The sequence below is a fragment of the Acidobacteriota bacterium genome, assembly GCA_018001935.1.
In the GTDB taxonomy this organism is placed as follows: Bacteria; Acidobacteriota; JAAYUB01; order JAAYUB01; family JAAYUB01; genus JAGNHB01.
In genome coordinates this window covers 15,874-40,601 of sequence record JAGNHB010000035.1, presented here as the reverse complement: position 1 = coordinate 40,601, position 24,728 = coordinate 15,874, and the positions used below count along the sequence as shown (strand labels likewise).

Sequence of the window (24,728 nt, the reverse complement as noted above, 5' to 3'; positions counted from 1 at the left end):
AGCCCGGATTCGGATCTCACTGAGGCACAGAGGCACGGAGAAGAATCATAAGGATTTTTGATTCCATTGAATACGATTTGCATTTCTCCGTGCCTCCGTGCCTCGGTGAGAGAGAAGGACTGGTTGCAGACGCCTCAAGCCTGAACAGGTCGCGAGAGCATTCCCGGCCTCGCTTCAGGGAGCGGCCGGGGGGGCGGACGCGGACGCGCCGTCCCCCCGGACGGACAGGACCGTCGCGGCGGAGGGGAGGGGGAGGGTCAGCTCGACGGTCCCCCCGGCGAGCGGCACCGACCCGACCGCCAGCAGGAGGGACTCCACCTGCCACCCGTCCAGGGTCCCGTCCGACCAGATCTCCACGCTCCCGGCCGGGACCCCGGGGAAGACCGCCCACCCGTCCCCGCCGGTGTAGCGAATCGTTTCCCGGCCCCCGGTGCGGGGCCGCAGGACGACGGGCCACCCCGGCACCCCGTTGCCGTCGCCGTCCTCCAGGCGGACCCGGACGACGCCCGCCACGCGCGGGGCGGGCCCGAGGAAGACCCCGTCCAGGACGCCCTGCCCCGGCCCCAGCGAGACGGCGGCCCCGTAGAGGCCCGTGAAGGCGTCCGTGACCACGAGGTCCACGGGGACCGCCTCCGGGACCCCCACCAGGGTCACCGTCGCCCCGTCCGCGGAAACCCCCAGCCAGGGCCGTGCGGAAGCCGACGGCGCGACGGCGGCGTCCACGCGCAGGCAGCCCGCGGTCACGGGGAGGCCGCCCGCGTCCACCACGGTGCCGCGGACGACGCCGGCGGCGGTGGGCAGATCCAGCCCGTCGGCGCCGGACCCGGGGAGTTCCGACGACCCCAGTTCCGCCCCGGTGTCGGGGTGGAAGGCCCGGAGCCGGAGCACCCCGCCGGGGGGCGCCAGCACCGGCCCCAGCCCGAAGGCGCCGTCCGGGCCGGAAGCGTCCTCGGCGGCCCGGGCCCACGTGCCGTCGGCCAGGCGCCGCTCCAGGCGCAGCACCACGCCGGGGACGGGGGACGCGCCGTCGGCGGCCCGGACCACCCCCGTCACCGACGCGCCCGGCGAGGGGAGCAGCTCCAGGCCGTTCAGGGCCGGCACCCCCGGCGGCACGGACACGTCCGCGGCGTAGAGGTTGAACTCGTCGAAGGCCCAGGCGGTGAAACCGGCGCCCTGCGGGAGCCCCGAGAGGACAAAGTCGGGTTCCCGCTTCACCACGGCGGGGCACGCCGCCGCGGGGTCGTGGGGGACGGCGAGGAGGTCGAAGCCCCAGACCGGGTCCCCCCCCGCGCTCTGCCGCACCTGGCCCGTCACCGCCGTGATCCCCGTGTCGAGGCTCAGTTCCGTGTCCCCCGACACGTCGACGGCCACGGGCGGCTCAACGCCGGGCTGGGAGGCCGGGCGCCGAGGCTGCAGCCGGTACGAGCCCGCGGGGAGGTCCTCGGCGAGAAACACCCCCGGGACTGGGCCCAGCTCGTCCGTCGACGGGGCGACCCACGTCATGAAGGCGTAGCTCCCGGGGACCGTCCCGGCTTCCAGCCCGAGCCGGGCGGACACCGGGGTCAGGCCGTCGGCGGCCCGGAGATTGACTTGAAGCTTGGCCAGGACCGCCGGGACGAGGTCGATGCCGGTGACGACGCGGGCCCCGGCGGGAATGTCGAGGGCGGCGGCGAGATCGGTGGTCTCGCTCCGCCCCGTCAGCGTCACCCGCAGCCCCTCGGGGAGGCCGAACACGGTGAAGGCGCCCCCGTTGACGAGCACCTGGTCGCCCCAAAGGCCCTCCCCGCCCGACAGGACCCTCGACGCCGGGTCGTGGGACACCACCTTCAGGTCGAGGAGATGCTGCGCCTCCTCCCCGCACCCCCCGTCCTTGCAGGCCCGCCCCGTCAGGACGGACACGCCGGTGGGGAAGACCGACGGGCAGGCGCCGGCGTCCAGGACGACCGCATCGGCGCCGGGCCCCTGGCTGGGCGGCCACGGCACCACCAGCCGTCCCTGACCCGTGGGGAACCAGCAGGGCGAAAAACTCACCCCGCCGGCGGCGTCGGTGGCGGCCCACGCCACGGGTTCCCAGCGGCCGGCCTCGGTCTGGCGTTCCAGGGCGGCCGTGAACCCCTCGCAGAGCGCCGTGGCGCCGTCGGCGGCCACCAGCGTGCCCGAGACCGCCGTTCGGCTGACCGGCGGGAGCCGGACGCCCGCCCGGACCCCCGAGGGGTCGTCGATCCCGGCGAAGGCGGCGTAACAGTCCCCGCCGGGGCCCTCCGCCCAGACTTCGAACCCGGTCCCGCACGGCAGGCCGAGGATCGCCAGGTGTTCGGCGTCCAGGCGGACCTGTCCCGGCGGGACCTCGACCCCCCACCCGTCCCGCACCGTCGCCCCGGCCGTGGTGCAGGTGGCGACGGGCTCGTGGGCGGCGTTCTCCACCGTGGCGCGGAGGACCGTCACCCGGGTGGTGAGTTCGAGGCCGAGGCCGGTTTCCCCGTTCACCGGCCAGGTGTCGGAGCAGCCGCCCTGGCTGGACGGGTGCGCAGCCGTCAGGCGCGCCACCCCGGTCGGCAGGTAGACGGGAGGGAAGGCGAAGCTGCCGTCCGGCGCCGAGGTCGTCTGGCCCACCGGCTCCCAGCCGCCGCCGGTTGTCTCCCGTTCCAGGCCCACGGGGAGCCCGAAGGCCGGGGTGGCCCCGTCCGCCGCGTAGAGCGTGCCGGCGCACGGGTACACGTCGCAGGGGGGCAGGTCACAACCGGCCACCGGGGCGCCGGTCACGGGCACCGTCACGTTGGACGCGCAGTGGGGCTCGTTCGCCCCGTCGAGGGCTTGCAGGTCGTAGCCGGTCCCGGGGAGGACCCCCAGCACCGAGAAGACGCCGCCCGCCAGGCTCAGCCGGTGATAGCCGGCCCCCGGCGTCCCGGACGTCACCGTCAGGCCGTGGGCATCGGTGACGACCTGGCCGTCCAGGGTCGTTACCCGGCCCGTGACGACGCTGATGCGGGTGTCCAGGGCCAGGGCCGCGGGGTCGAGGACCCCCACCGGGGCGGACAAGTCCTCGTCGATCCCCTGGGAGAGCGGCCATTCCACGTGGACCCGGGCGATCCCGAGGGGCGCATTGAAGCCCTCGAACGCGAAGGCGCCGTTCCCTGCCGTGTCCTGTTCGGAATCCTTGCTCCAGCCGAACGACCCCTGGCCCAGGGTCTGGACATACAGGGACGCCTTGACGCCCGGCACGGGGGTGGCCCCGTCGGCGGCCCGGACGGTCCCCGACACCGACGGGACGACCGGCGGGAGCTCGACCCCGGCGAGGCTCTGGCCGTCCGCCAGGGTCACCACGGCGGCGTGAAGCCCGCTGAGGTTGTCCCGGCAGCTGACCCAGTAGGGCACGCCGGGCCGGAGGGCGACGGCGTGGAAGGCGCCGTCTTCGGACAGGCCGAACCGGCCGGCCCCCAGGACGGCGGCGGCATCCGTTTGCGGGTTCACGGCGAGGCTCGCAAAAGGCGCCCCGCCACCGCCGGCCGCCTGCCCGCGGAGGACGGTGACCGAGGTGGTCAGGGCCAGGCCGGCGGTCGCCCCCGCGCTCAGCGGGAAGGCGGAGGACCCGCCCTGGCTGTCGGGGTGGCGGACCGTCAGGCGGTCCTGACCGGGCCCGGCCAGGTTCACCGAATCGATGGCGAACGACCCGTCGGCGGCGGTGACGGCGGACCGGACGGGGGCCCAGGACGTCCCGTCGAAGCGCTCCAGGTCCACCGGCACGCCGCCCACCGGGGTGGTCCCGTCGGCGGCGAAGGCCCGGCCGGAAACGGCGCCCGGGGCGCACGCGGTCAGCTCGAGGCCCGACACCCAGCTCCCGTGCCCGGCCAGGGCGGGGACGGCCCCGCAGTACACGTTGCCGGCATCGTCGGTGACGCGGAACTCGTAGGGGACCCCGGGCTTGAGGCCGGGAACCTGGAAACGGAGGTCCGGGAGGACCCGCGCCGGACAGGACCAGGCGCCGGACGGCGGGAGGACGGCGATGGTGCAGTTCGCCCCTCCGCCGCTCACCGGGACCACCTGCCCCGTGACGGCGGTAACCAGGGTGGGCAGCACGGCGACGAGGCCGGGCGACACCTTCACCACGCCGCTCTTCGTCCCCCCTCCCTGGCACTCCGGGTTGCAGGTCTCGTAGAACATCCAGCCGGAGGGGAGGTAGACCGGGCCCGGCGCGGCGCCGTCCCAGGTGCTGGAGAAGTTGCGGTTGTAGGCAGGATAGTTCAGGCCGACGTCCAGGACGGGGCTGACGTAGCCCGAGATTTCCGGGACCGGGGTGACGCCGTCGCCCGCCACCGGAAGGACGGTGGGCGCGTAGAACCCCGCCTCGGGGGTGAACCGGATGGAGTCCAGGCCGCTCACCGTATAGATGGGCATCGGCTCCAGCGGCGCCTCGGAGGGGTAGGCGACCTCGAGCCGGAACTGAGCACCCAAGGGGAGGCGCAGGGTGAGGTCCCCCCCGCCGCCGGTCTGCCACGTCTTCAGCCGGGCCGGCCACCCCTCCTCCAGGAGGAGGGTGACCCCGGCGCCCGCCACCGGCTGGTCGTCGAGGTCCCGGACCTTTACCGTCGTCGCCTCCCCCGGGACCAGCATCAGGCTCTGGAAGACCGGCTCGCCCGTGACGCGGAAGACCGGCGTGAGGCCGTGAACCCCGTCCGGCCGGGGGGCGAGCGCCCGGATGTCCACGTCGAGCGGCGGCGAGACCCAGCAGGCGTCCCCGTTCTCGTTGCTGGCGGTGGTGAAGGCGGGCGTCTGCCCGCCGGCCCGGGTGTGGAACTCGACCGCCGCGCCCGCCACCGGGTGCCCGTAATTGTCCGTCAGGGACACCCTCACGTAAGGGACGGCCAAGGTCACGTTCTCCAGCACCAGGGCCCCGCTCGCGACGCTCACGGGACGGATCGCGTGGCCGCCCACCCGCAGGGTGAAGGCCCCCGGCGGGATGCCCGTCAGAAGGGCTTCGCCCACGGCGTCGGTGACGGCCTCGAAGCTGCAGGGACCTTCCTCCAGGACCACCAGCGCCCCGGGGACCCGCCACCCGTCGGGCAGCTGGACGGTGACCCGCACCGCGCCGTAGTCGGCGGCGGCGAGGGCGACGCCCGACACCACGGGCTGGGCCTCCGTCAGGTTGACCGCCGGGGGGAGAACGGTGGAGACGGTGTCGCAGCCGTCGCCGGAAGAGAGGACGAGGAACCCGACATCGCCCAGGGGCAGCCCGGGACGCGCCGGGGGCGCCCACGCGAAGGCTCCCGCCGTGTCGGTGAAACTGACCCGGCCGCGGCGGTAGTAGGGCGAGGCGCTGCGCATCAGGACCCGCCACCCGGCGAGAAGGTGACTTCCGGGCGTGCCGTCCGCGACCCAGCCCGCCACGCCGCCGGCGAGGGCCGGGAGGGCGGGGAGCGCGTCGGCGGGGCCCGCGGCGAGGTCGGTGTTCCAGCAGAGGGGATGCCACGGCTGGGACAGGCCGGGGAAGAACTCGGCGGGGCGGGCGTCGAGGCGACCCAGGGCGGCGGACGCCGCGGCGCGCTCGGGCTGGGGCGCCAGGGCCAGGGCCAGGAAGACCCGGCCCGGGACGCCGCCCTGCATCGCCGGGACGGTCACGCCGTTCCAGCGGAGGGTGAGGCCGCCGGGCCCGGCGGTGAAGACGGGCTCACGCCCGGCGACGCCGCCGGTGAGCAGGCCCAGGGCGGGCAGGTTCGGGCGGAGGGCGTCGTCGAGGTCGTCGGCGTCGTCCACCGTCAGCCAGCGGTCGGCGGCGGGGTCGAAGCTCGCGTCGCCGCTCGAGGTTCCGACCACGGACCACCCCAGCGCGGCCGGGAGACCGAGGGACTCCGTCACGTCCACCGTCACCGGGGCGGCGCCCGTGTTCTCGAGGACGTCCAGCACCCGGGCGGCGTAGGCGGCATCGCCCACGAAGCAGCGGCGCCGGAGCGAAAGGCCCAGGCCCGCCGGCTCGCCGGCCACGGCGGCCTCGCGGCCGTCGAGGGTCAACTGGGCCAGGTCGGACTCGCCCAGCACGTAGTCGATTCCCTCCCTGGACACCACGGGAGCCGCGACGGTGGGCGGGGTGTCGGGGGCCAGGGACTCCAGGAGCGTCAGGGTCCCGTCGCGCCCCACCCGGTAGTCGTAGGCGTTGGCGTCCTGAAGGGTGTAGGGGAGGGGCGCCGTCCGAACGACCTGGAAGGGGACGGACACGGTGCCGCAGTTCCCCACGGAATCGCAGACGTGAAGTTCGAGGAGGTTTTCCCCCTGCAGGAGGGGGTCGTTCCAGGCCAACTCGGCGTGCGGGTGGCCGTCGTTCAGCGCCAGGCCCGGCCAGAGCTCCCCGTTGAGGGTGGCGGTCCAGGTGGCCGCGTCGAGGTCGCAGTGATCGGTGACCGTGGCGTCGAAAACGACGGTGGCGGCCAGGATCGTGGCGTTCCAGTCCGGCTGCGTCACCGAGAGGACCGGCGGGGCGTTGTCGATGTCAAAGAGGGCGGAGACGTTCGCCGGGTGGCCGGCGTTGTCCGCGACCACGACCCGGAGGGTATGGGTGCCGACATTGAGGGGTTCGGCCGCGACCGAGTTCCAGGCCCAGTTCCCGGGGGCGCCGTCGACCAGTTCGAACTCGGTCGTGCGGTCGTCCTCGCCCAGGTAGACCCGCAGGGTCCCCGTTGCGAGCCCCTTACCGGCGTCAACGGCGCTGAAGGAAAGTTCCGGTTTCCGGGTGCAGGCGGGCGCCGTCGGCACCAAGAAGGTCACGATGGGCGCGAAGCCGTCCCAGGAGAACTGGAAATCGTGGGTGATGGACGCGCCGCCGGCGGTGAGCGTGCAGGACACGGCCACGGGGCCGTCCTGCGGGCAGTGGTGGGACACCGACAGGCGGTAGTTGCCCGACCCCAGGTCCGTCGGCGGAAGGTTCGGGTACGCGGTCCCGTTGATGGTCATCTCCCCGGGGTCGGGGGGAAGGGAGGAGGTGAAGTTCACGGTGACGTCCACGGGGCCATCGAGATTCCCGACCACTTCGGCGTCGTTCGCGGGCGAGGTGGAGACGACGGCCAGGGCCGTCGCGGTGTCGAAGGCCCCGGAGGTCGCCCCCAGCAGGGGGTGGCCGTTGAGGTCGGGGAAGGCGGCGTTGACGGTCCAGACGTAGTGCGCGTTCGAAAGCAGGGGGGCGTCCGGGTCGAGGGTCAGCGTCTTGCCGTCCGCCGACAGGGTGAGGGCGGCGGGGACGTTCGCCCCGCCGAGGCTCAGCACGGCCGCCGGCGGGTTCGCCTGGGCCCAGGCCGCGTCCATGGACTCGGTGAAGGTGATCTCGACGTTGGCCCCGGGCAGGACGGCGTTTTCGGGGCAGCCGCCCGCCGGGCAGCCGCCGGAGACGTAGAAGTGGTTTTTGATCGACGGCTGGGTGCAGTCGAGCCAGAGATCGCCCAGGTCCTTCGCCGGCTCGCCCTCCGCCGGGGGCTGCACCGCCAGTAGCCGCCGGCACCCGCCGCTGTTCACGGAAAGGGTCCCCGCGGCCCGGGGGAGACGATCGAGAACAAAGTCCCCGGAGGGGAAGCTGGAGGTGTCGCGGACGAGGATCTCCCCCATTCCTCGGTCGACGGTGAAGCAGACCGCCGCACCGGCAACGGGCTGTGACCCGTCTTCCGTGCGGACCCGGCCTATCAGCCGGTAGCAGGGCTCGAGCTGAACTACCACGCCGGTGAGGGCGGGATCGGCGGCGTCCAGGGTGAGCTCGCGGGTCCCGCGCAGGCCGGTGGAGGCGTCGTGCAGGCGCAGGGCGACCTGCCCGAAGGGCAGCTCGGGCAGGCAGAAGTTCCCCTGAGCGTCGGTGTAGACCGTCGGCAGCGTCCGGGCACCGCCGCCGTCCAGGGCGACGGAGACGTTCAGGGGGAACCCGGGCAGGGGGGCGCCTTCCGAATCCCGGCAGACGCCCGCGACGGAGCCCGTGCCCAGCAGCTGGAGGGCGAGCACGCCGGGGTGGGGGACGTCGACAACCTGGCTGACCTTGTCGGCGCCGGAGCCGGTCCAGGCCTCCACGGTGTAGCCGCCGCCGTCCAGGACGCCGGAGAAGGAGGCCGCGCCGGTCTCGTCGGCGGTGAGGGTCCGCGGGGCCAGGCCGGCCTTCGACAGCCGGACCCGGGCGTAGGGCGCGGGGTCGCCGTCGGCGCGGGTGACCGCGCACGCCAGGGGGTGGGTGGGCTGGAGGGACACCACCAGGCACAGGTCCCCCACAGCCAGGAGTTCGCCGGAAGCCTCGCCGGCGAAACCGGACGTCCCCTCGGCGCGGATGGTGACCTGCCCGGCGGGAATCCCGTCAAAGTGGAAGCGCCCGTCGGCATCCGTCCGGGACGTGACGGTCTTGGAGGGCCAGGGGGAGCCCGGCGCCGTCCGGACCGTCAGGGTGACCGGCGCGCCGGCCATCTCGGCATCGGTGTCGTTTTCGCAGTCGTGCGGCGCCGGGTCGTTGGTGACCAGGCCCTCTACGCTGCCGAGGTCCTGAAGTTCCAGGTTCACCGTCTCTTCCGGGTCGTCGCCGGAGATCGTGACGTCGAGGGCGGCCCGCCGTCCCGAGGCGTAGTCCCTCGCCTCCAGGCGGCCGGGGCCCACGGGCGCGGCGGGGATGAAGTACTCCCCGAGGTTCGACGGGGCGTCGCCGGTGAGGGCCACCGCCACGACCTCGCCCTGCCCGTCCAGAAGCGTCACCTCGACGTTGGGGACCGGCGTGACGACGTTGTCTTCCTCGGCGCTCACGCAACCCCTGAGCACCACGGTCCGCGTAAAGACCAGCGGGAGCTGGAAAACGGCGCCGTCGCCCGTCATCGTCAGGCCGCCGGCGGCGTGCAGGGCCGTCCCCTCCCGGACCATCCGGGCCCGGACGGACCACGACCCCTCGAGGAGCCCCTCGAAGCGGTAGCAGGCGCCTTCCGCGGGGCCCTCGTAGTCGCTGGCCCAGGGGGAGTCCGCCTCCCGGCCCCCGGCGGGCTTCCCCACCCGGGTCACCGTCACCTCGGCGTCCGGCACGGGCGCGCCCAGGCCGTCGACGGGGCGGAGCTCCAGGGTGTTCCGCCCGAGGAGGCGCAGGTCGAGGGTGACCGGGACACTCGACGGCGGCAGGACGATCTCCTGCCAGGCCCGGCCGCCGGTGTAGGCGTCGAACGCCTCCAGTTCGTAACGGTCGGCCTGGAGGAAACCGGAAAACCCGAAGGCCCCGCCGTCGCCGGTGCGGACCTCGCGGGAGACGCCGCGGCCCGTGAGGGTGACCGGGACGCCCGGCCGGGCGGGGGTGACGCCGTCCGGCAGGAAGAGCCGGCCGGTGAGGGCCGACGGGGACGCCGTGCCGTCGAGCACGAGGTCGAGGCCCGTCGCGTCCGCGCCGCGCAGGACGCCGTCGACGCGGCCCGCGGGGTAGAGGGCCCCGCCGCCCGCGGAGACGGCGAAGGGGCCGTCCCAGACGCCGGTGAAGGCGAAGGTCCCGTCGGCGCCGCTCATGACGGACGCGAGCCCCTCCACGGGGTTGAAGACGAAGCCGCCGCCGGGGCCGCCGCCCGGGTCCAGCTCGAGGGCGGAGAGCTTCACCACGGTGGAGACGACCTGGTATTCCGGTTCCCCGTCGCCGTTCAGGCCCGTATAGAGACGGACCTGCCCGGAGACGGTCCGCTGCCCGCGAAGCACCACCCGGGCCTCGGCGGCGGGCGCCAGGAGGTTCACCGTCTCCATCTCCTCCCCCTTGACGGCGTGGCAGGCGTAGCCGCCGGCGGGGAGTTCGAAGGCGAAACGCCCCTGGTCGTCGGTGACGGCCGCCAGGCCGCCGGCGCTCACCCGGGCCCCGGCAGCGGCGGCGCCGCCGGGGTGGAAGACCTGGCCGGCCAGGGTCACCAGCGCCGGGAGGACGAGGGGAGGGGCCTGGGTGTCGACGGTCGCCACCTCGAAGCGGACCGTGGCCGAGCGCCGGGTCACGGGGTCGAAGGCCGAGGCCTGGCACCACCCGGGCGAGACGTCCGCGAAGGAAAAGGCGCCGTCGCCGCCGGTGGTGGTGAAGAAGGCGGGGGCGGCCGCCTCCCCCAGGCAGCTCAGCTGGACCGACACGCCGGGGACGCCGTTTTCCTCGCCGGGCCGGGCGCCGCTCACCCGCCCCTGGAGCGTCACGCCGGCGGTGAAGGGGGGCAGGGTGACCCGGATCCCTTCTGACGGCACCGGGTTCGGCCAGTCGACCTCCTGCCGGACCGTCCGGGGGGAGGCGGGGTGAATCGCCCGGAGGGTGAAACGGCCCTGGGGGACGCGCTCGAAAGCGAAGTTCCCGTCGCCGTCGGTCAGGGTGGAGCGCCAGGCCCCCGTCACGGAAGCGAGCTGGACCGGGCAGGCCGCCAGAGGAGCCGCCGGGCCGCCCGCCGTCTCCACGACCCGGCCGAAAACCCGGGCGCCGCCCACCACCAGGACCACGTCCGCCGTGTCGCCGGGGAAGCGCACGCAGGCGTACCCCTGCACGCGGGTGCCGTCGGGAAGGTAGGCGGTGAGGTCCACGTCGCCCACGGGGACGTTTTCGGCCACGAAGCGGCCGCCGTTGTCGAGGGTGGCGGCCAGCTGCCGGCCGTCGCCGCGACACGCCAGGATCACCGCCAGGAGGCCGGGGACCGGTGCGCCCGACTCGGTGAGCACGCCGCCCGTGACGGTCCCGCTCCCCTCGAGGACGATGACCGGGTTGATCTCCTCGCCGGCCACCGTGATCCGCAGGGGCCACCGGCGCCGCGCCCCGGACACGGGGTCCGACACCCGGAGGTGGTTCCCGCCGGGGTTGTCGTAGATGAAAGGGAAGGCGAAGGTCCCCGTCTCGGCGCCCGAGACCCGGCTGAGACGGAGGTCCTGCCAGGTCCCCGCGCCCCGGTGGCGGGCCCAGAGTTCCACCACGGGGCGGGCCACGGCGCGCCCGCCGGGGTAGAGCACCCGGCCCGTGACGATCCGCGCGCCCCGCTCGAAGCCGGAGGCGGGGTCGTCGATCAGGATCTCCTCCGCGGCGAGGGTGCAGCGGCCGCCGTCATGGGAGTCCAGGGGGCCGGAGCTGAGGGTGAGGACCGGCGAGGCGGGGGACGGTCTCCCCACGGGGCGGTTGAACGCCAGGCCCACCAGGCGCCCCGACTGGAGCGGCAGGGCCAGGAGGACCTCGTTGTCCGGGCACGTGAAAAGCGCCGCGGCCCCTTCCGCGGGGAGGCGCACCCGCCGGTTGAAGAGGGCGAAGACGGTGCGGCCGTAGAGGTCGGCCCCCCGGACCAGGTCGGGGGTGGCCTTCACCAGGCGGACGAGGCCGAAGGGGACGAAGGCCTCGCGCCCGACCGCGGCGCCGGACAGTTCGGGGGAGAGCGCGCCACCCGACTCCACGCGGACGGCGCCGGAGAGGGCACAAACGCGGGCGGCCTGGCCGGCGCCCAGGTTCAGTGCGTACTCGCGGGCGGCGTAGGCCCCGTCGGCCGGGGCCCAGACCCGGAAGTGCCCGTCGGCGCCCCCGGGGCCGAAGCGGGCGTCCGCCGGGGCGTCCGCGTCGCGGTGGACCCAGTGCAGGGGCCCGTCAACGGCCGTGAGGGTGAGCGTGGGCCCCCCGGTGGCGGCGCTCGCCAGGGTGGTCTCCACCAGGAGGAAGCCCGCGTCGCTCCCGGCTTCGGAAACCAGGCGGACGGCGAGGTCGTGGCGGCCGAGGGCCCCGCCGCCGAGGTACGCGCTCAGCGCTTCACGGAAAGCCGAGCCGGCCGGCGTCGCGGCGAGGGCCGCCCGCACGCCGGCGTCCCGCCCGGCCGTCGCCAGGAGGTCCGCCGCCAGGCGGGCCCGGACCCCGGCCGGCACGTCCGCCGGGGCCGCGTTCAGCGGGACGGCCAGCCCCGCCTCGGCGGCGGCCAGGGCCAGGGCGCGGACGGAGGCGCCGTCCACCGGCGACAGCCCCGCGGTCATCTCCACGTTGGCGGGGCAGCGCGCCAGGGAGTGGCACACGCCCAGGAAGCGGAGGAAGGCCCCGTAGAACGGCTCGCCGAGGCGGGAGGCGGAGCGGGGCAGGACCAGGGTGTCGGGGTTTAGTGGGTTGCCGTCGGCGGAGACGCCGAAGCGGAGGCCGACGGAGAGGTGGGTGTCTCCCTCGACCGTCCCGCCCGCCGCGGTGACGAAACCGGAGACCAGGGAGCGAAAACGGTAGACCACGAGGAAGGAGTGACCCTTTCCCAAGGTCTCGACGGACACCGGGGCACTGAACGGGTCACACCCCAGAGCGGCGTCGCAATCCACCGGGTCGGTCGTGTCCGTCGAAACGACCCGTCGAAGTTCCACCCCGCTCAGGGCCTCCGGGCCCAGGTTCAACTGGAAGCCGTTTGCATCGGTGGTCGTCGAAACGTTGGTGACCTGCACGGCCACGTCGTACTCCGTCCCGCGCTCCACCCGGTCCGGGTGGGTGAAGGCCAGGGAGAACTTCGGGTTGGGCCGCACCGCCACGCCCGCCAGGGCCTGGCCCTCGATGGCCACGTTCAGGTCGCCCGAGGCGTTGCGGAGGCGTCCCGCGATGGCGATGGGGAACTCGTGGTAGCCGCACTGCGCGCCGCTCACCACCCACTGGGCCGAGGCGCTGGCGCCGGGGCCGACGAGGGCGCCGCCGTCGGCCGCCCGGAGCGGCTGGGTCTGGCTGTCCGCGGGGACGGGGACCAGGGGCCCGTCGGTGTCGGGGATCCCCGCCGTGGCCGTCAGGTCCGCCAGGAAGTAGCCCGCGTCGGGCGGGAGGGCGTTGCAGAGCACCAGGACCACCTGGAAGTGCTGCTGGAGGAAACCGATGTTCCCCGGGATGATGATGAGGCCCGGGATGCGGACCTCCGTCGCGGGGAGCCGGGGGAGGGAGACGTCGGGAAGCTCGATCTCCACCGGCGCGATGGTGTCGTGGTAGGTCCCGCCCGCCACGGGCTGGCCCGGGAGGCTCACCCCGCCCACGGGAAGGGTGGAGGGGACCCCCACCACCGGGAAGGTGAACTCCACCAGGGAGGAGGAGACCTCGATCCCCACGGTGAAGTTGTAGCCGGTCCAGGCGCCCGGGTCGCCCGTGATGCCGGCATCCTCCATTTCCTGCCACGTCATGGGGTCGGCGGTGACGCTCCAGACGAAGAGGTCGCCGCCCGCGTCGATCCGGACGCGGTGGGGCTCGGCGTAGAGGTAGGTCTTCCCGGTGGCGGCGCAGACGAGGCGCAGGTCGCGCAGTTCGTAGGCGCCGGCCACGGGGAACCACGCCGGCCCCAGGACGAGTTCGTCGCCCGGGGCGTACACCTTCTCCTCGCCGTCGGAGGTGTCCGGGTCCGTCAGTTCGGCCACCACGCCGCCCGGGCCGTAGAGGGTGCCCTTGACCCGGAAGTTGGCCCGGGCGTAGGCCGCCAGGCCCGCGGCCCAGGGGGCGTCGGGGTTGCTGAAGGCGAGGGCCGTCCGCAGGCGCACGGGGACGTTGAGCGGAACGCGGGCGGAAACGGGGGTCACCGTCAGCTTGAAGGCGGTGACCGCCACCTCGTAGCGCTTGACGGCGCCGGGGTTGGCGTCCTGGGCGGGGACGGGGGCGCCGAGGAAACCGGGAAGCAGCGCGAAAGCCAAAAGGCCGCGGAGGGCGCGGGAAAGGCCGGAGGTCCGGGCCGCAGAACGGGGGGCCGGCGGGGGGAGGGCGGAGGGGGCCGGCAGGGGGAGGGGGGGGGCGGGCGGAACGAAGGAGACCCGGCGGGGGTGTTCCACGACAGCGTCTTCACGGTTTCCCCGCGGCGCGGGCCCGCCTTCACACGGGATGGGGTGCGTCTGCTGTCGGTTCCGGTCCATGGGCATGCTCCGTTTCGGGGTAAAGGGTGTCCGCCGTTCGTCCGCGCCGTCCCGACGCGGATCCCCGGTTCGTACGCGTCGTCCCGACGCGGACACCAAGCGTTCGTACGCGCCGTCCCGGCGCGGACACCAGTTCGTACGCGTCGTCCCGACGCGGACAGCGAGGTAACCAGAGGCCCCGAAGAAGTGGGCTGGCGGCTTCGCCCCTCGCCCCTTCCCGAGCCCTTGCACCCGCGCCGGGACGGCGCGTGCGAACGTCGCGGGTCCGTACGCGCCGTCCCGGCGCGGACCACGCGGCCCCGCCGAGGCCCCGGCGACGAACCTGGGCCGCGGCCGGGGAGCCCGCCCGTTCCGGAACCGCCCGCGAAGGGGGGTCCCGGGCGCGGGGAAGCCGCCGGGACAGCGGCTTCGTCGCCACCCTGGCCGTTCACAACCCGGATATAACCTGGGGGGATTCCTGCGGTGAGCCTGCGCGGGGCCCTGGCCCCGTCTCCCCCTCCTTTTTCCCTTGTCAAACCGCGCTTTTCCGTCGCGGGGCGCCAGTATAAAAGACGAAAAGGGAAAATTTCAAGGGCTAAAATGGACGGTCATGTAAAAAATGCCCCCCGTTCGTACGCGCCGTCCCGACGCGGACACCAGACGTTCGTACGCGTCGTCCCGACGCGGACAGCGAGGTAACCAGAGGCCCCGAAGAATGGGACTGGCGGCTTCGCCCCTGGCCCCTTCCTGAACCCTTGCACCCGCGCCGGGACGGCGCGTGCAAACGTCGCGGGTTCGTACGCGTCGTCTCGACGCGGACAGCGAGGTAACCAGAGGCCCCGAAGAAGGGGACAGGCGGCTTCGCCCCTGGCCCCTTCCTGAACCCTTGCACCCGCGCCGGGACGGCGCGTGCGAACGTTGCAGGTTCGTACGCGTCGTCCCGACGCGGACCACGGGGTAGCTGGAGGCCGTGAAGAAGGGGGCTGGCGGCTTCGCCCCTCACTCTTTCTGAGCCCTTGCACCCGCGCCGGGACGGCGCGTGCAAACGTCGCAGGTTCGTACGCGTCGTCTCGACGCGGACAGCGAGCTAGCCGGAGGCCCCGAAGAAGGGGACAGGCGGCTTCGCCCCTGGCCTCTTCCTGAACCCTTGCACCCGCGCCGGGACGGCGCGTGCAAACGTCGCGGGTTCGTACGCGTCGTCCCGACGCGGACCACGGGGTAGCTGGAGGCCCCGAAGAAGGGGGCAGGCGGCTTCGCCCCTGGCCTCTTCCTGTACCCTTGCACCCGCGCCGGGACGGCGCGTGCGAACGTCGCGGGTTCGTACGCGTCGTCTCGACGCGGACCACGGGGTAGCTGGAGGCCCCGAAGAAGGGGGCAGGCGGCTTCGCCCCTGGCCTCTTCCTGTACCCTTGCACCCGCGCCGGGACGGCGCGTGCGAACGTCGGGCGTGCAAACTTTGCGCGTTCAGATTTCAGGGATTTGCAACCCACAGGTGGGGCCAGGGGTGAGCGTCACTCGCCAGGCATGCCCTGACCGGGTTCAGTCGGATGTACGCCACGATGCGTTCGAACTCCGCCGGGCACCGCACCCAGTGGTCGAACCACTCCCGCTGCCAGAACCGCATCCCCCTCGTCCCGCGAGAACGGTTCACCCGGCGGGCCGTAACGCGCTTGAAGGTGCTCATCAGCCACTCCAGGGTCCCCCGGTCGCCCGGGCACGCCCCGATGCAGGCCGGTGTCGGGGTGAAGAGCAGGTGCGCGTGGTTGGGCATCAGGACCCAGGCGTGCATCTCCCAGAAGCCGTTCGCGGAATTCTCCCGGATGAACGCCTCGACCTCCGAAGCGACCCGCGGGTTCTCGAGGTCCCGGCGGCCCTCGAAGCGGTGGAGCCAGTTCTCCATGGCCAGGAAGCCGGCCCTTGACTTCCGCAGGCCGGCGTCGCCGCCTCCGGCGGCCTTCCCGGCGATGCGGCGGATGCCGGCCGCGATCTGCGGCGGCAGGGCGCCGAACAGGCCGACGGTCACGAAGTAGGTCCCGTTTTCCACTTCCCAGTGCGGGAGCCGTTTCCGGTAGAAGCGGGCGGTCGGTCCGGGCTGCTGCATGGGGCGCCTCCGTTTGACGTGATCGTCGGCCTTCACCCTTAACAACGTTTTCGCCGGGAGATTTCCGAAGTTTTTTTCGAACTTTTTTCAGGGGTGACGCCCCCGCAAAAAGTCTTTTTTGCCCGCGAATCACGCGAATGAACGCGAATCAGAAATCAAAAACTGATAGATATTACTCGTGTTATAAATACGCGCCAATTCGTTTTATTCGCGGGAAATCTCCCTTTCGCGACGTTTTGCGGGGTCATAAGGGGTTGTCGGCCGCACCCGCAAGGCGGGGCTGCCGGTCTCTTCTCGGGACGGCTCAGTGCCGGCCCCTGGCCTTTGCTCCAAGCCGGTTCGTACGCGTCGTCCCGACGCGGACACCAGACGTTCGTACGCGTCGTCTCGACGCGGACACCAGACGTTCGTACGCGTCGTCTCGACGCGGACAGCAGACGTTCGTACGCGTCGTCTCGACGCGGACAGCGAGCTAGCCAGAGGCCTCGAAGAAGAGGACTGGCAGCTTCGCCCCTGGCCCCTCCCAAACCCTTGCACCCGCGCCGGGACGGCGCGTGCGAACGTTGCAGGTTCGTACGCGTCGTCTCGACGCGGACAGCGAGCTAGCCGGAGGCCCCGAAGAAGGGGACAGGCGGCTTCGCCCCTGGCCTCTTCCTGTACCCTTGCACCCGCGCCGGGACGGCGCGTGCGAACGTCGCGGGTTCGTACGCGTCGTCTCGACGCGGACCACGGGGTAGCTGGAGGCCGTGAAGAAGGGGGTTGGCGGCTTCTCTCCTGGCCCCTTCCTGAACCCTTGCACCCGCGCCGGGACGGCGCGTGCGAACGTCGGGCATGTAAACTTTGCGCGTTCAGATTTCAGGGATTTGCAACCCACAGGTGGGGCCAGGGGTGAGCGTCACTCGCCAGGCATGCCCTGACCGGGTTCAGTCGGATGTACGCCACGATGCGTTCGAACTCCGCCGGGCACCGCACCCAGTGGTCGAACCACTCCCGCTGCCAGAACCGCATCCCCCTCGTCCCGCGAGAACGGTTCACCCGGCGGGCCGTAACGCGCTTGAAGGTGCTCATCAGCCACTCCAGGGTCCCCCGGTCGCCCGGGCACGCCCCGATGCAGGCCGGTGTCGGGGTGAAGAGCAGGTGCGCGTGGTTGGGCATCAGGACCCAGGCGTGCATCTCCCAGAAGCCGTTCGCGGAATTCTCCCGGATGAACGCCTCGACCTCCGAAGCGACCCGCGGGTTCTCGAGGTCCCGGCGGCCCTCGAAGCGGTGGAGCCAGTTCTCCATGGCCAGGAAGCCGGCCCTTGACTTCCGCAGGCCGGCGTCGCCGCCTCCGGCGGCCTTCCCGGCGATGCGGCGGATGCCGGCCGCGATCTGCGGCGGCAGGGCGCCGAACAGGCCGACGGTCACGAAGTAGGTCCCGTTTTCCACTTCCCAGTGCGGGAGCCGTTTCCGGTAGAAGCGGGCGGTCGGTCCGGGCTGCTGCATGGGGCGCCTCCGTTTGACGTGATCGTCGGCCTTCACCCTTAACAACGTTTTCGCCGGGAGATTTCCGAAGTTTTTTTCGAACTTTTTTCAGGGGTGACGCCCCCGCAAAAAGTCTTTTTGCCCGCGAATCACGCGAATGAACGCGAATCAGAAATCAAAAACAGATAGATATTACTCGTGTTATAAATCCGCGCCGATTCGTTTTATTCGCGGGAAATCTCCCTTTCGCGACGTTTTGCGGGGTCATAAGGGGTGGTCGGCCGCGCCCGCAAGGCGGGGCTGCCGGTCTCTTCTCGGGACGGCTCAGTGCCGGCCCCTGGCCTTTGCTCCAAGCCGGTTCGTACGCGTCGTCCCGACGCGGACAGCGAGCTTGCCGGAGGCCGTGAAGAAGGGGGCTGGCAGCTTCGCCCCCGGCCCCTTCCTGAACCCTTGTACCCGCGCCGGGACGGCGCGTGCGAACGTCGGGCGTGCAAACGTCGCGGGTTCGTACGCGTCGTCTCGACGCGGACGACAGGGCATCCGGAGGCCGTGAAGAAGGGGGCTGGCAGCTTCGCCCCTGGCCCCTTCCCGAGCCCTTGTACCCGCGCCGGGACGGCGCGTGCAAACTCCGGGCGTGAAAACTCCGGGCGTGCAAACGTCTTGTCTGCCCACTTCCTGGCGGGATGATGTGATCCTGTTCACAGTGTCCCCGGAAGGAAAAGGGTAAAATAAGAATGGGCGACGTGTCTGCGGGACGCGGCTTCGGACGGGACGGCGTCCGCCGCAGCGAGAAGCTGCATTAAAACGGTGCGCGACGCGGGCCGGGCGGAGCCGATGCGTACCGAACGCCGACCGCTTGCGGCACGGGACGCGTGCCGGGCGAAGCCGATGCGAGACGAACACCGGCCGCTTGCGGCACGGGACGCGGGCCGGGCGGAGCCGATGCGAGACGAACACCGGCCCGTCGCGGCACGGGACGCGGGCCGGGCGAAGCCGATGCGAGACGAACGCCGGCCCCTCGCGGCACGCGATTCGGGTTGGGCGGAGCCAATGCGGGCCGAATGCCAGCTGCTTGCGGCACGGGATCGGCGACGCGGGCAGGCCGGAACGCGATGGGATTTCGGCGGCGGCGTCCCGCGAGAAGGGGGCCGAGCGCTTCCCCGGCGCGGGAGTTTCCGGCCGGCCGGGGTGCCCCGGTTTTTCCTTTTCCGAGCACTCCCCGGGAGTGTATGATAAACGGTGATGGGTTTGCAAAAAGGCGGAAAACGAGCGGAATTGCGGCTGTAACGCCTTTGCTTGGGCCATCGCCCGGAGAACAAGGACACGTTGCGGGGTTGGCCAGGGTGATTCTGAACCGAGGGAGTTCGTCATGAAAACGTACCGTCCGCGCCGAGGCGTCGCCTGGAGCAAGGTAGGCGACGTCGGCGTGATCATCAACCCCTGGAGGGAGCGCATGATCGGCCTGAGCGCCGCCGCCTACGGGTGGTGGGAGCGGTTGATCGCGGGGCCGGGCGCCCCCGGCGAAGCCTCGCCCGGCGCGCCCGGCAACGGCGGGGGGCCTCACGCGTCCCCGCCCCCCCGCGGGACGGCCGCCGCGCCGGCGTCCCCCGGAGATGACCTGCTGCCCTTCTTCCGGGAAATGGGCCTCTTCGAGGGCGAAGACTCCGCCGACACCCGCGAGGGAACGCCCGCGCTGCCGCCCCACGTCCTCTGGGTGGAAGCCTTTGAGCCGCTGGCCTTCACCTACTCCTGCGTGTCGGTCCCGGGGCAGAGTTACGCGTGCGACCAGACCCCTTCCACCGGGCCGGGGGGAGGGTCGCGGCACAAGCCCACCCCGGCTTCGCGCCGGCGCTGAGACACGGACCGCGAGCGAGGGCCGCTCCCTCGAAAAGCGTCCCGGAAAGACGCCGTGAGGCGTGACGACGGTGTGGCGCAACGTGGGAAAACGGACGAAATTCGTCCACAAATCTTTTGTTTTTTGCATTGTCCAGGATTCGGGGCGAGCGTTCGGATGTTCGGCATCCGAGCCGCCGGACGGAGTCAGGCAGTGCCGGTCAAGAGGTCGACAACGGTAATGAGGACCCGCCACGTGGAGGTGGTCATGATGTTCAGCGCTTCGCTCTTCAGGCAATCAACCCCCCTGATCTTCCTCACCCTTTTTCTTTTCGCGCCGGCACCCGCGGCGCTCGGGGAATCTCCCGGCCGGCCGGGGACCCGGGTCCCGCCCGCGGTCTTCGACCCCGCCACCGGCGAGAGACTGGTGGCCATCCCCTCGGACTGGAAGTCCTACCACCCCTTCTCCGAGCGCTTCGTCCCCTCGGAGACCGTGGCGGACGACGATGTCCTGATGGACCTCCGCACCGCGAGTTTCCGCACCGGCCCCCTGACCGCCCGGAACGCCGCGGGACGAAGGGTCTTCGCGGACCCCGACCTGCGCAGTTTCCCCGCCGAGCGGGTCCGCCGGCCGTTCGAAGCGTCCGCCCGGGACTACTTCATCGTCCAGGCCGGTTCCCCCGGCGGGGTGACCGAACTCCGAAAGCTCCTTGAGAGCGCGGGTGTGCCGATCCTGGACTACCTCCCCCGCTTCGCCTACCTGGTCAAGCTGGACGCGGCGACCCTGGAGGCCCTGTCCCAGGCGGCCCCGGTGCACTGGGTCGGCTTTTTCCATCCCGCTTTCCGGGTGGACCCCGTGCTCGACTACATCTTCGAGGCGGACCCCGAACACGTGCTCAAGTACACCGCCCATCTCGACGGGGACCACTTTCCGGACATCGGCTCCGTCATGGAGGCGCTCGAGCCCTCGCAGCTCAAGATCGTCAACTTCGACTGGACCGAGCGGGGCTGGCTGCTGAGGCTCCAGGGACCGATTTCGGACGCCCGGCGCCTGGCGACCCTGCAGGGTTGCCTGTGGGTGGAGCGGTTCGTGGACCACCAGCTTTTCAACAACATCGCCCGGACTTCCGTCGCCACCACCACCGGCCGGGGCGCCACAGCCGGCCCCATCATGGACGTGGAGGACGTCTGGGCCCGCGGCATCCGCGGCGAGGGGCAGATCGCCTCGGCCGCCGACACCGGGCTGTCCACCGGCGACCTTTCCACACTCCACCAGGACTTCGGCCAGCAGGGATCGCCTTCCAATCCGATGCGGGTGATCAAAGGATATGCTCTTGGTCGAACCACTGGAGGAGGTAAGTGGGACGACAACCAAACTACAGGGGGAGGCCATGGCACCCATACCTCCGGGTCAATCGTTGGCAACGGGTTCCGTTCGGGATCTACCCCCAGCACCAACACCTTCCCCTCAACCTGTTTCGCCGGCACTGCTCCAAAAGCACAATTCGTTTTTCAATCCATCATGGACAAGAATGGTAATCTTGGCGGAATCCCGACAGATCTCAACAATCTCTTTCAGCCCCCATACTCGGATGGGGCCCGTGTCCACTCGAACTCCTGGGGAGCAGCCGTCGCTGGAGTTTATGACACTGACTCACAAAACCTCGACGAGTTTTGCTGGAACAACAAGGATATGGTGATCACCTTCTCCGCGGGAAACAGCGGGGTGGACACCGGCAGCCCGGACGGTGTGGTCAACACGGATTCCATCGGCTCACCGGGTACTGCAAAGAATTGCATCACGGTCGGTGCTAGCGAGAACTATCGACCGGATTTCCAATATGGGTACGACAACAGCGGTTCTGAATATTGCCAACCGAATCCGACCTGGAGTTGGTTCAACTCCACAAATTTCTCCACGGCTCCCGTCTCCACCGATTTGATGGCCGACAATTCCAATGGGATGGGTGCCTTTTCCTCACGCGGACCTTGCGATGACAGTCGTTTCAAACCGGATATCGTTGCACCGGGCATCGCCATCATCTCGACTCGCACGGATCTGAATCAGGGCATCGAAGAATGGGGCGATTGCACGGTCCCAACCGGGCAGAAAACGTATTATCTGGCAATGGGGGGCACCTCCATGTCCAACCCCCTTAGCGCCGGTTGCGCCACTCTCGTTCGTCAGTATTTCGTTGATGGCTGGCATGCAAACAACAGTTCGGTGACCAATTCCAGTGCTGTTCCCGCCCATGGATTCAACCCCTCTTCAGCACTGATCAAGGCCGTCCTGATCAACGGGGCATGGGACATGGCCCCCGGCCAGTACGGCACCTCTACACCGCAACCGGAGATTCCCCCGAAGTGGGACAGAGACAACAACCTCGACCTGCCCAACAATGCCGAGGGCTACGGCCGGGTGGACCTAGAGCACTCCCTCTTCCCAAGTTACGGGTGGGGTGACGATCTGAGTCGGGTCCTCGAAGTCCACGATGTAAGCCCGGGTCTCACAACAGGAAATTATACGGACTATACTTTCTCTGTCACCAACGAGGACAACCCCCTCATCGCGACCCTGGTTTGGACAGACCCTTACGGCGCAACAGGATCCGGGAAAAAGCTGATCAACGACCTGGACCTTCGTGCCACCGCTCCCGGAGGGACGGTTTTCTATCCGAACAGGCTCAACTACACTGGCGGCAGTGCCGATAGATATAACAACGTGGAGCAGGTCAAGGTAACCAATCCCACACTCGGGACCTGGACGATTCGAGTCACCGGCTACGCTGTACCGGGAAACGGTGTAGCCGGCACCACTACTCAACCCTATGCCCTGGTCATCTCAGGGATTTCCTGCAGTACTCCCAGCCCATCCAGCATCGCGGCGGCGCAATACGGGAACAACGCCCTCCGACTCACCTGGAGTTCCGTGAGCGGCGCCTCGGAGTATCGCATTCTTCGTGCCACCATTTCCGGCGGACCCTACTCTCAGATTGGAACTTCCACCGCCTCACCATACATCGACACGAACGTTACGGGCGGTGTGACATACTATTATGTGGTCAAGGCATATGGAAACTGTCTGTCACGGAAATCCACGGAGGCTTCGGCTACAGCTGCCGGAACGTGCAACCTGCCCCCGACCTTCACGGGTTTAACCAGCGCCTCAAGCGCAGGTTCCGCAAACTGCGGAATCAATCTTTCGTGGAGTGCGGCTACGGCACTTTGTGGGGGGCCTGTGAACTACAGTGTCTACCGGGATACAGCATCCGGCTTCACTCCAGGGACCACAAATCGGATCGCTTCGGGCATAGCCGGCACATCCTTCAACGATGCAAACGGACTCGCGTCAGGAACCGCCTACTATTACATCGTCCGAGCCACCGACACCGCCAATGGCGTCGAGGAATCCAACCTCGTCCGATTGTCCTGCGTCCCCTACGGGGCCCTGTCAGCCACGACTTTTTATACGGAGAACTTTGACGGATGGGCTGCAGGAAGCTTGGCGAACTGGGTGAGAGCCTATTATACCGGCGACGCGAACGACTGGCGCGGCGTCATGGCCTGCACGGCGCATTCGGGATCCAACATCTTCCGCTGTGGAGGAACGGACTGTACAGCAAGCTATGCGCTTTCGAAGCATGCATTGGCCCGGCCGCCGGCGATCACTTTCCCTTCCGGTTCCTCAAACACCCGTTTGAGTTTCTGGCATCGTTGGGCAGCTGAAACCTCTTATGATGGGTTCTACCTGAGGATTTCCACCGATGGTTCGGCCTATACGGTGGTCGCGTCGTCCGCGATCCTCCAGAACACCTACAACAGTACCGCGTCGGGTATCGGCGTGTGGAGCGGCAACCAGGCGAGCTTCGTCAACACGATTGTCGATCTGGACGCCGCTTGCAACCTGATTTCCGGCAACACCGGCGGATGCTCCGGGAAAACCGTTTACATCGGGTTTATGGAGCTGACAGACAATCTTTATAACTATTCCGGCTGGTTCATTGACGACGTTGTGATCACGGCGAACGTCCCGGGCAGCTGCTCCACCACCCCCGGCGACGTGCTTTACCTGACCGCCCGGGCCACCAGCGGCCAGAACAAGCTGGAGTGGGTGAACCCCTCGACCAATTACGGCGGCACCACCCGGATCTGCCGGAAGACCGGGTCCTATCCCACCGGCCCCACCGACGGCAACATCGCCGACGTCGCCGGCTCCGCCGGGGCTTACGGCAGCTACACCGACTCGACGGGCCTGGTCAACGGGACCACCTACTACTACGCCGCCTTCGCCCGGGCTGCCTCGGGGGCCTACGCCGACGGGAAGACCGTCACCAGCCGCCCCTTCGCCACCCCGGCCGACGTCAAGTGGGCCTACAGCACCGGCGCCTCCGCCCTGACCCCCCCGGGGGTCCGCCCGGGCGTCATCGGGACAGGGGCCGTCTACGCCGTGTCCAACGACCGGAACCTCCACGTGATGGACGTGACGTCCACCGGCGGCAGCTGGCCGCGCTACTCCGGGACCTTCGAGTGCACGCCCTCCGCCATGGACGCCCCCTCCCAGGGCCGCCCGACGGTGATCCCCACCCCGGTGATCCCGGGGGTGACGCGGGTGGCGTTCCTGGGGACCCAGGACGGGGACGTCCTCGCCTTCAACGCCATGACCGGCACCCAGGTCTGGTCCTCCCACTTGGGCGAGGTCGTCCAGGCGACGCCGGCGGGCATCTTCACGGCCTTCGGCGGGGCCTACAACCTGCTCTTCGCGGGAACGCGCAACGCCACCACCGACAACGCCGTCTTCGCCCTGAACCCCGTCAACGGCAACACCGCCTGGACCTTCAACAACGGCGGCGGCTCGGGGCGCATCGGCATCATCAGCAGCATGCCGGCGGTGGACTACGCCAACCGCCGGCTCTACTTCACCAGCCGGGCCCGGGGCGGCGGGAGCCCCAACACCGTGTGGTGCCTCGACTTCACCGACAGCGGCGCCATGGTCAACGCCTCCTGGCCGTCACCGGCCTCCCCGTTGGTCACCGAGGACATCGACGCCAGCCCCACCCTCTACAACGGCCGGCTCTACGTGGGCACGAACGACGGGAAGGTTCACGCCCTCAACGCCGCCACCGGCGCGGTCCTGTGGACCTACAACACCGGCGACGGGACCCCGGTGAAGAACTTCGTCTGCCTCGGCTACACCACCCCGACCCAGCGGATCTACTTCAGCACCTCGGACCGGATCTACGCCCTCGACGAGAACCAGACCTCCAACACCGTCGCGTTGGCCAGCGGCTGGCCGGTCACGGACATCGCCTCCCCCTCCACCCCGCTCTACCTGATCGGGGGAACCTACCTTTACGTCGGGTCCAGCAACGGGAGCCTCTACGAGATCAACACCACGACCCCCGCCACCCGGAAGTCCGTGGCGCTCGGGAGCCCGGCGTCCGCCGTGGGCAGCCCCAGCTTCGACGTGACCAACAACCTGATCTATGTCGGCACCGCCGCCGGCATCGTCTACGCCGTCTCGATCCCGCTGCAGTGA

5 protein-coding genes are annotated in these 24,728 nt (G+C 70.5%); 2 read left to right on the top strand and 3 right to left on the bottom strand.

The genetic code is table 11. The annotated features are described in order from the left end of the window. Positions 1–174: 174 nt before the first annotated feature. The 3 genes from KA419_13400 to KA419_13390 all read right to left on the bottom strand — a co-directional run bounded on the left by KA419_13400 (position 175) and on the right by KA419_13390 (position 17,380). Positions 175–13,815: an Ig-like domain-containing protein gene (locus KA419_13400; protein MBP7866933.1), complete on the bottom strand. Its 13,641-nt coding sequence runs from the start codon at positions 13,813–13,815 to the stop codon at positions 175–177. A gap of 1,450 nt (positions 13,816–15,265) precedes the next feature. Further along, entirely contained in the window at positions 15,266–15,895 is a 630-nt protein-coding gene (locus KA419_13395) for a transposase (GenBank protein ID MBP7866932.1), read from the bottom strand. Positions 15,896–16,750: 855 nt separating this feature from the next. Beyond that, on the bottom strand, positions 16,751–17,380 hold the full coding sequence (locus KA419_13390) for a transposase (GenBank protein ID MBP7866931.1): 630 nt from the start codon (positions 17,378–17,380) through the stop codon (positions 16,751–16,753). Between the two features lie 1,348 nt (positions 17,381–18,728). Here KA419_13390 and KA419_13385 point away from each other — a divergent pair. Further along, complete coding sequence (locus KA419_13385) at positions 18,729–19,214, top strand: hypothetical protein (GenBank protein MBP7866930.1); 486 nt, start codon at positions 18,729–18,731, stop codon at positions 19,212–19,214. 246 nt (positions 19,215–19,460) lie between these two features. Then, positions 19,461–24,728: a S8 family serine peptidase gene (locus KA419_13380; GenBank protein MBP7866929.1), complete on the top strand. Its 5,268-nt coding sequence runs from the start codon at positions 19,461–19,463 to the stop codon at positions 24,726–24,728.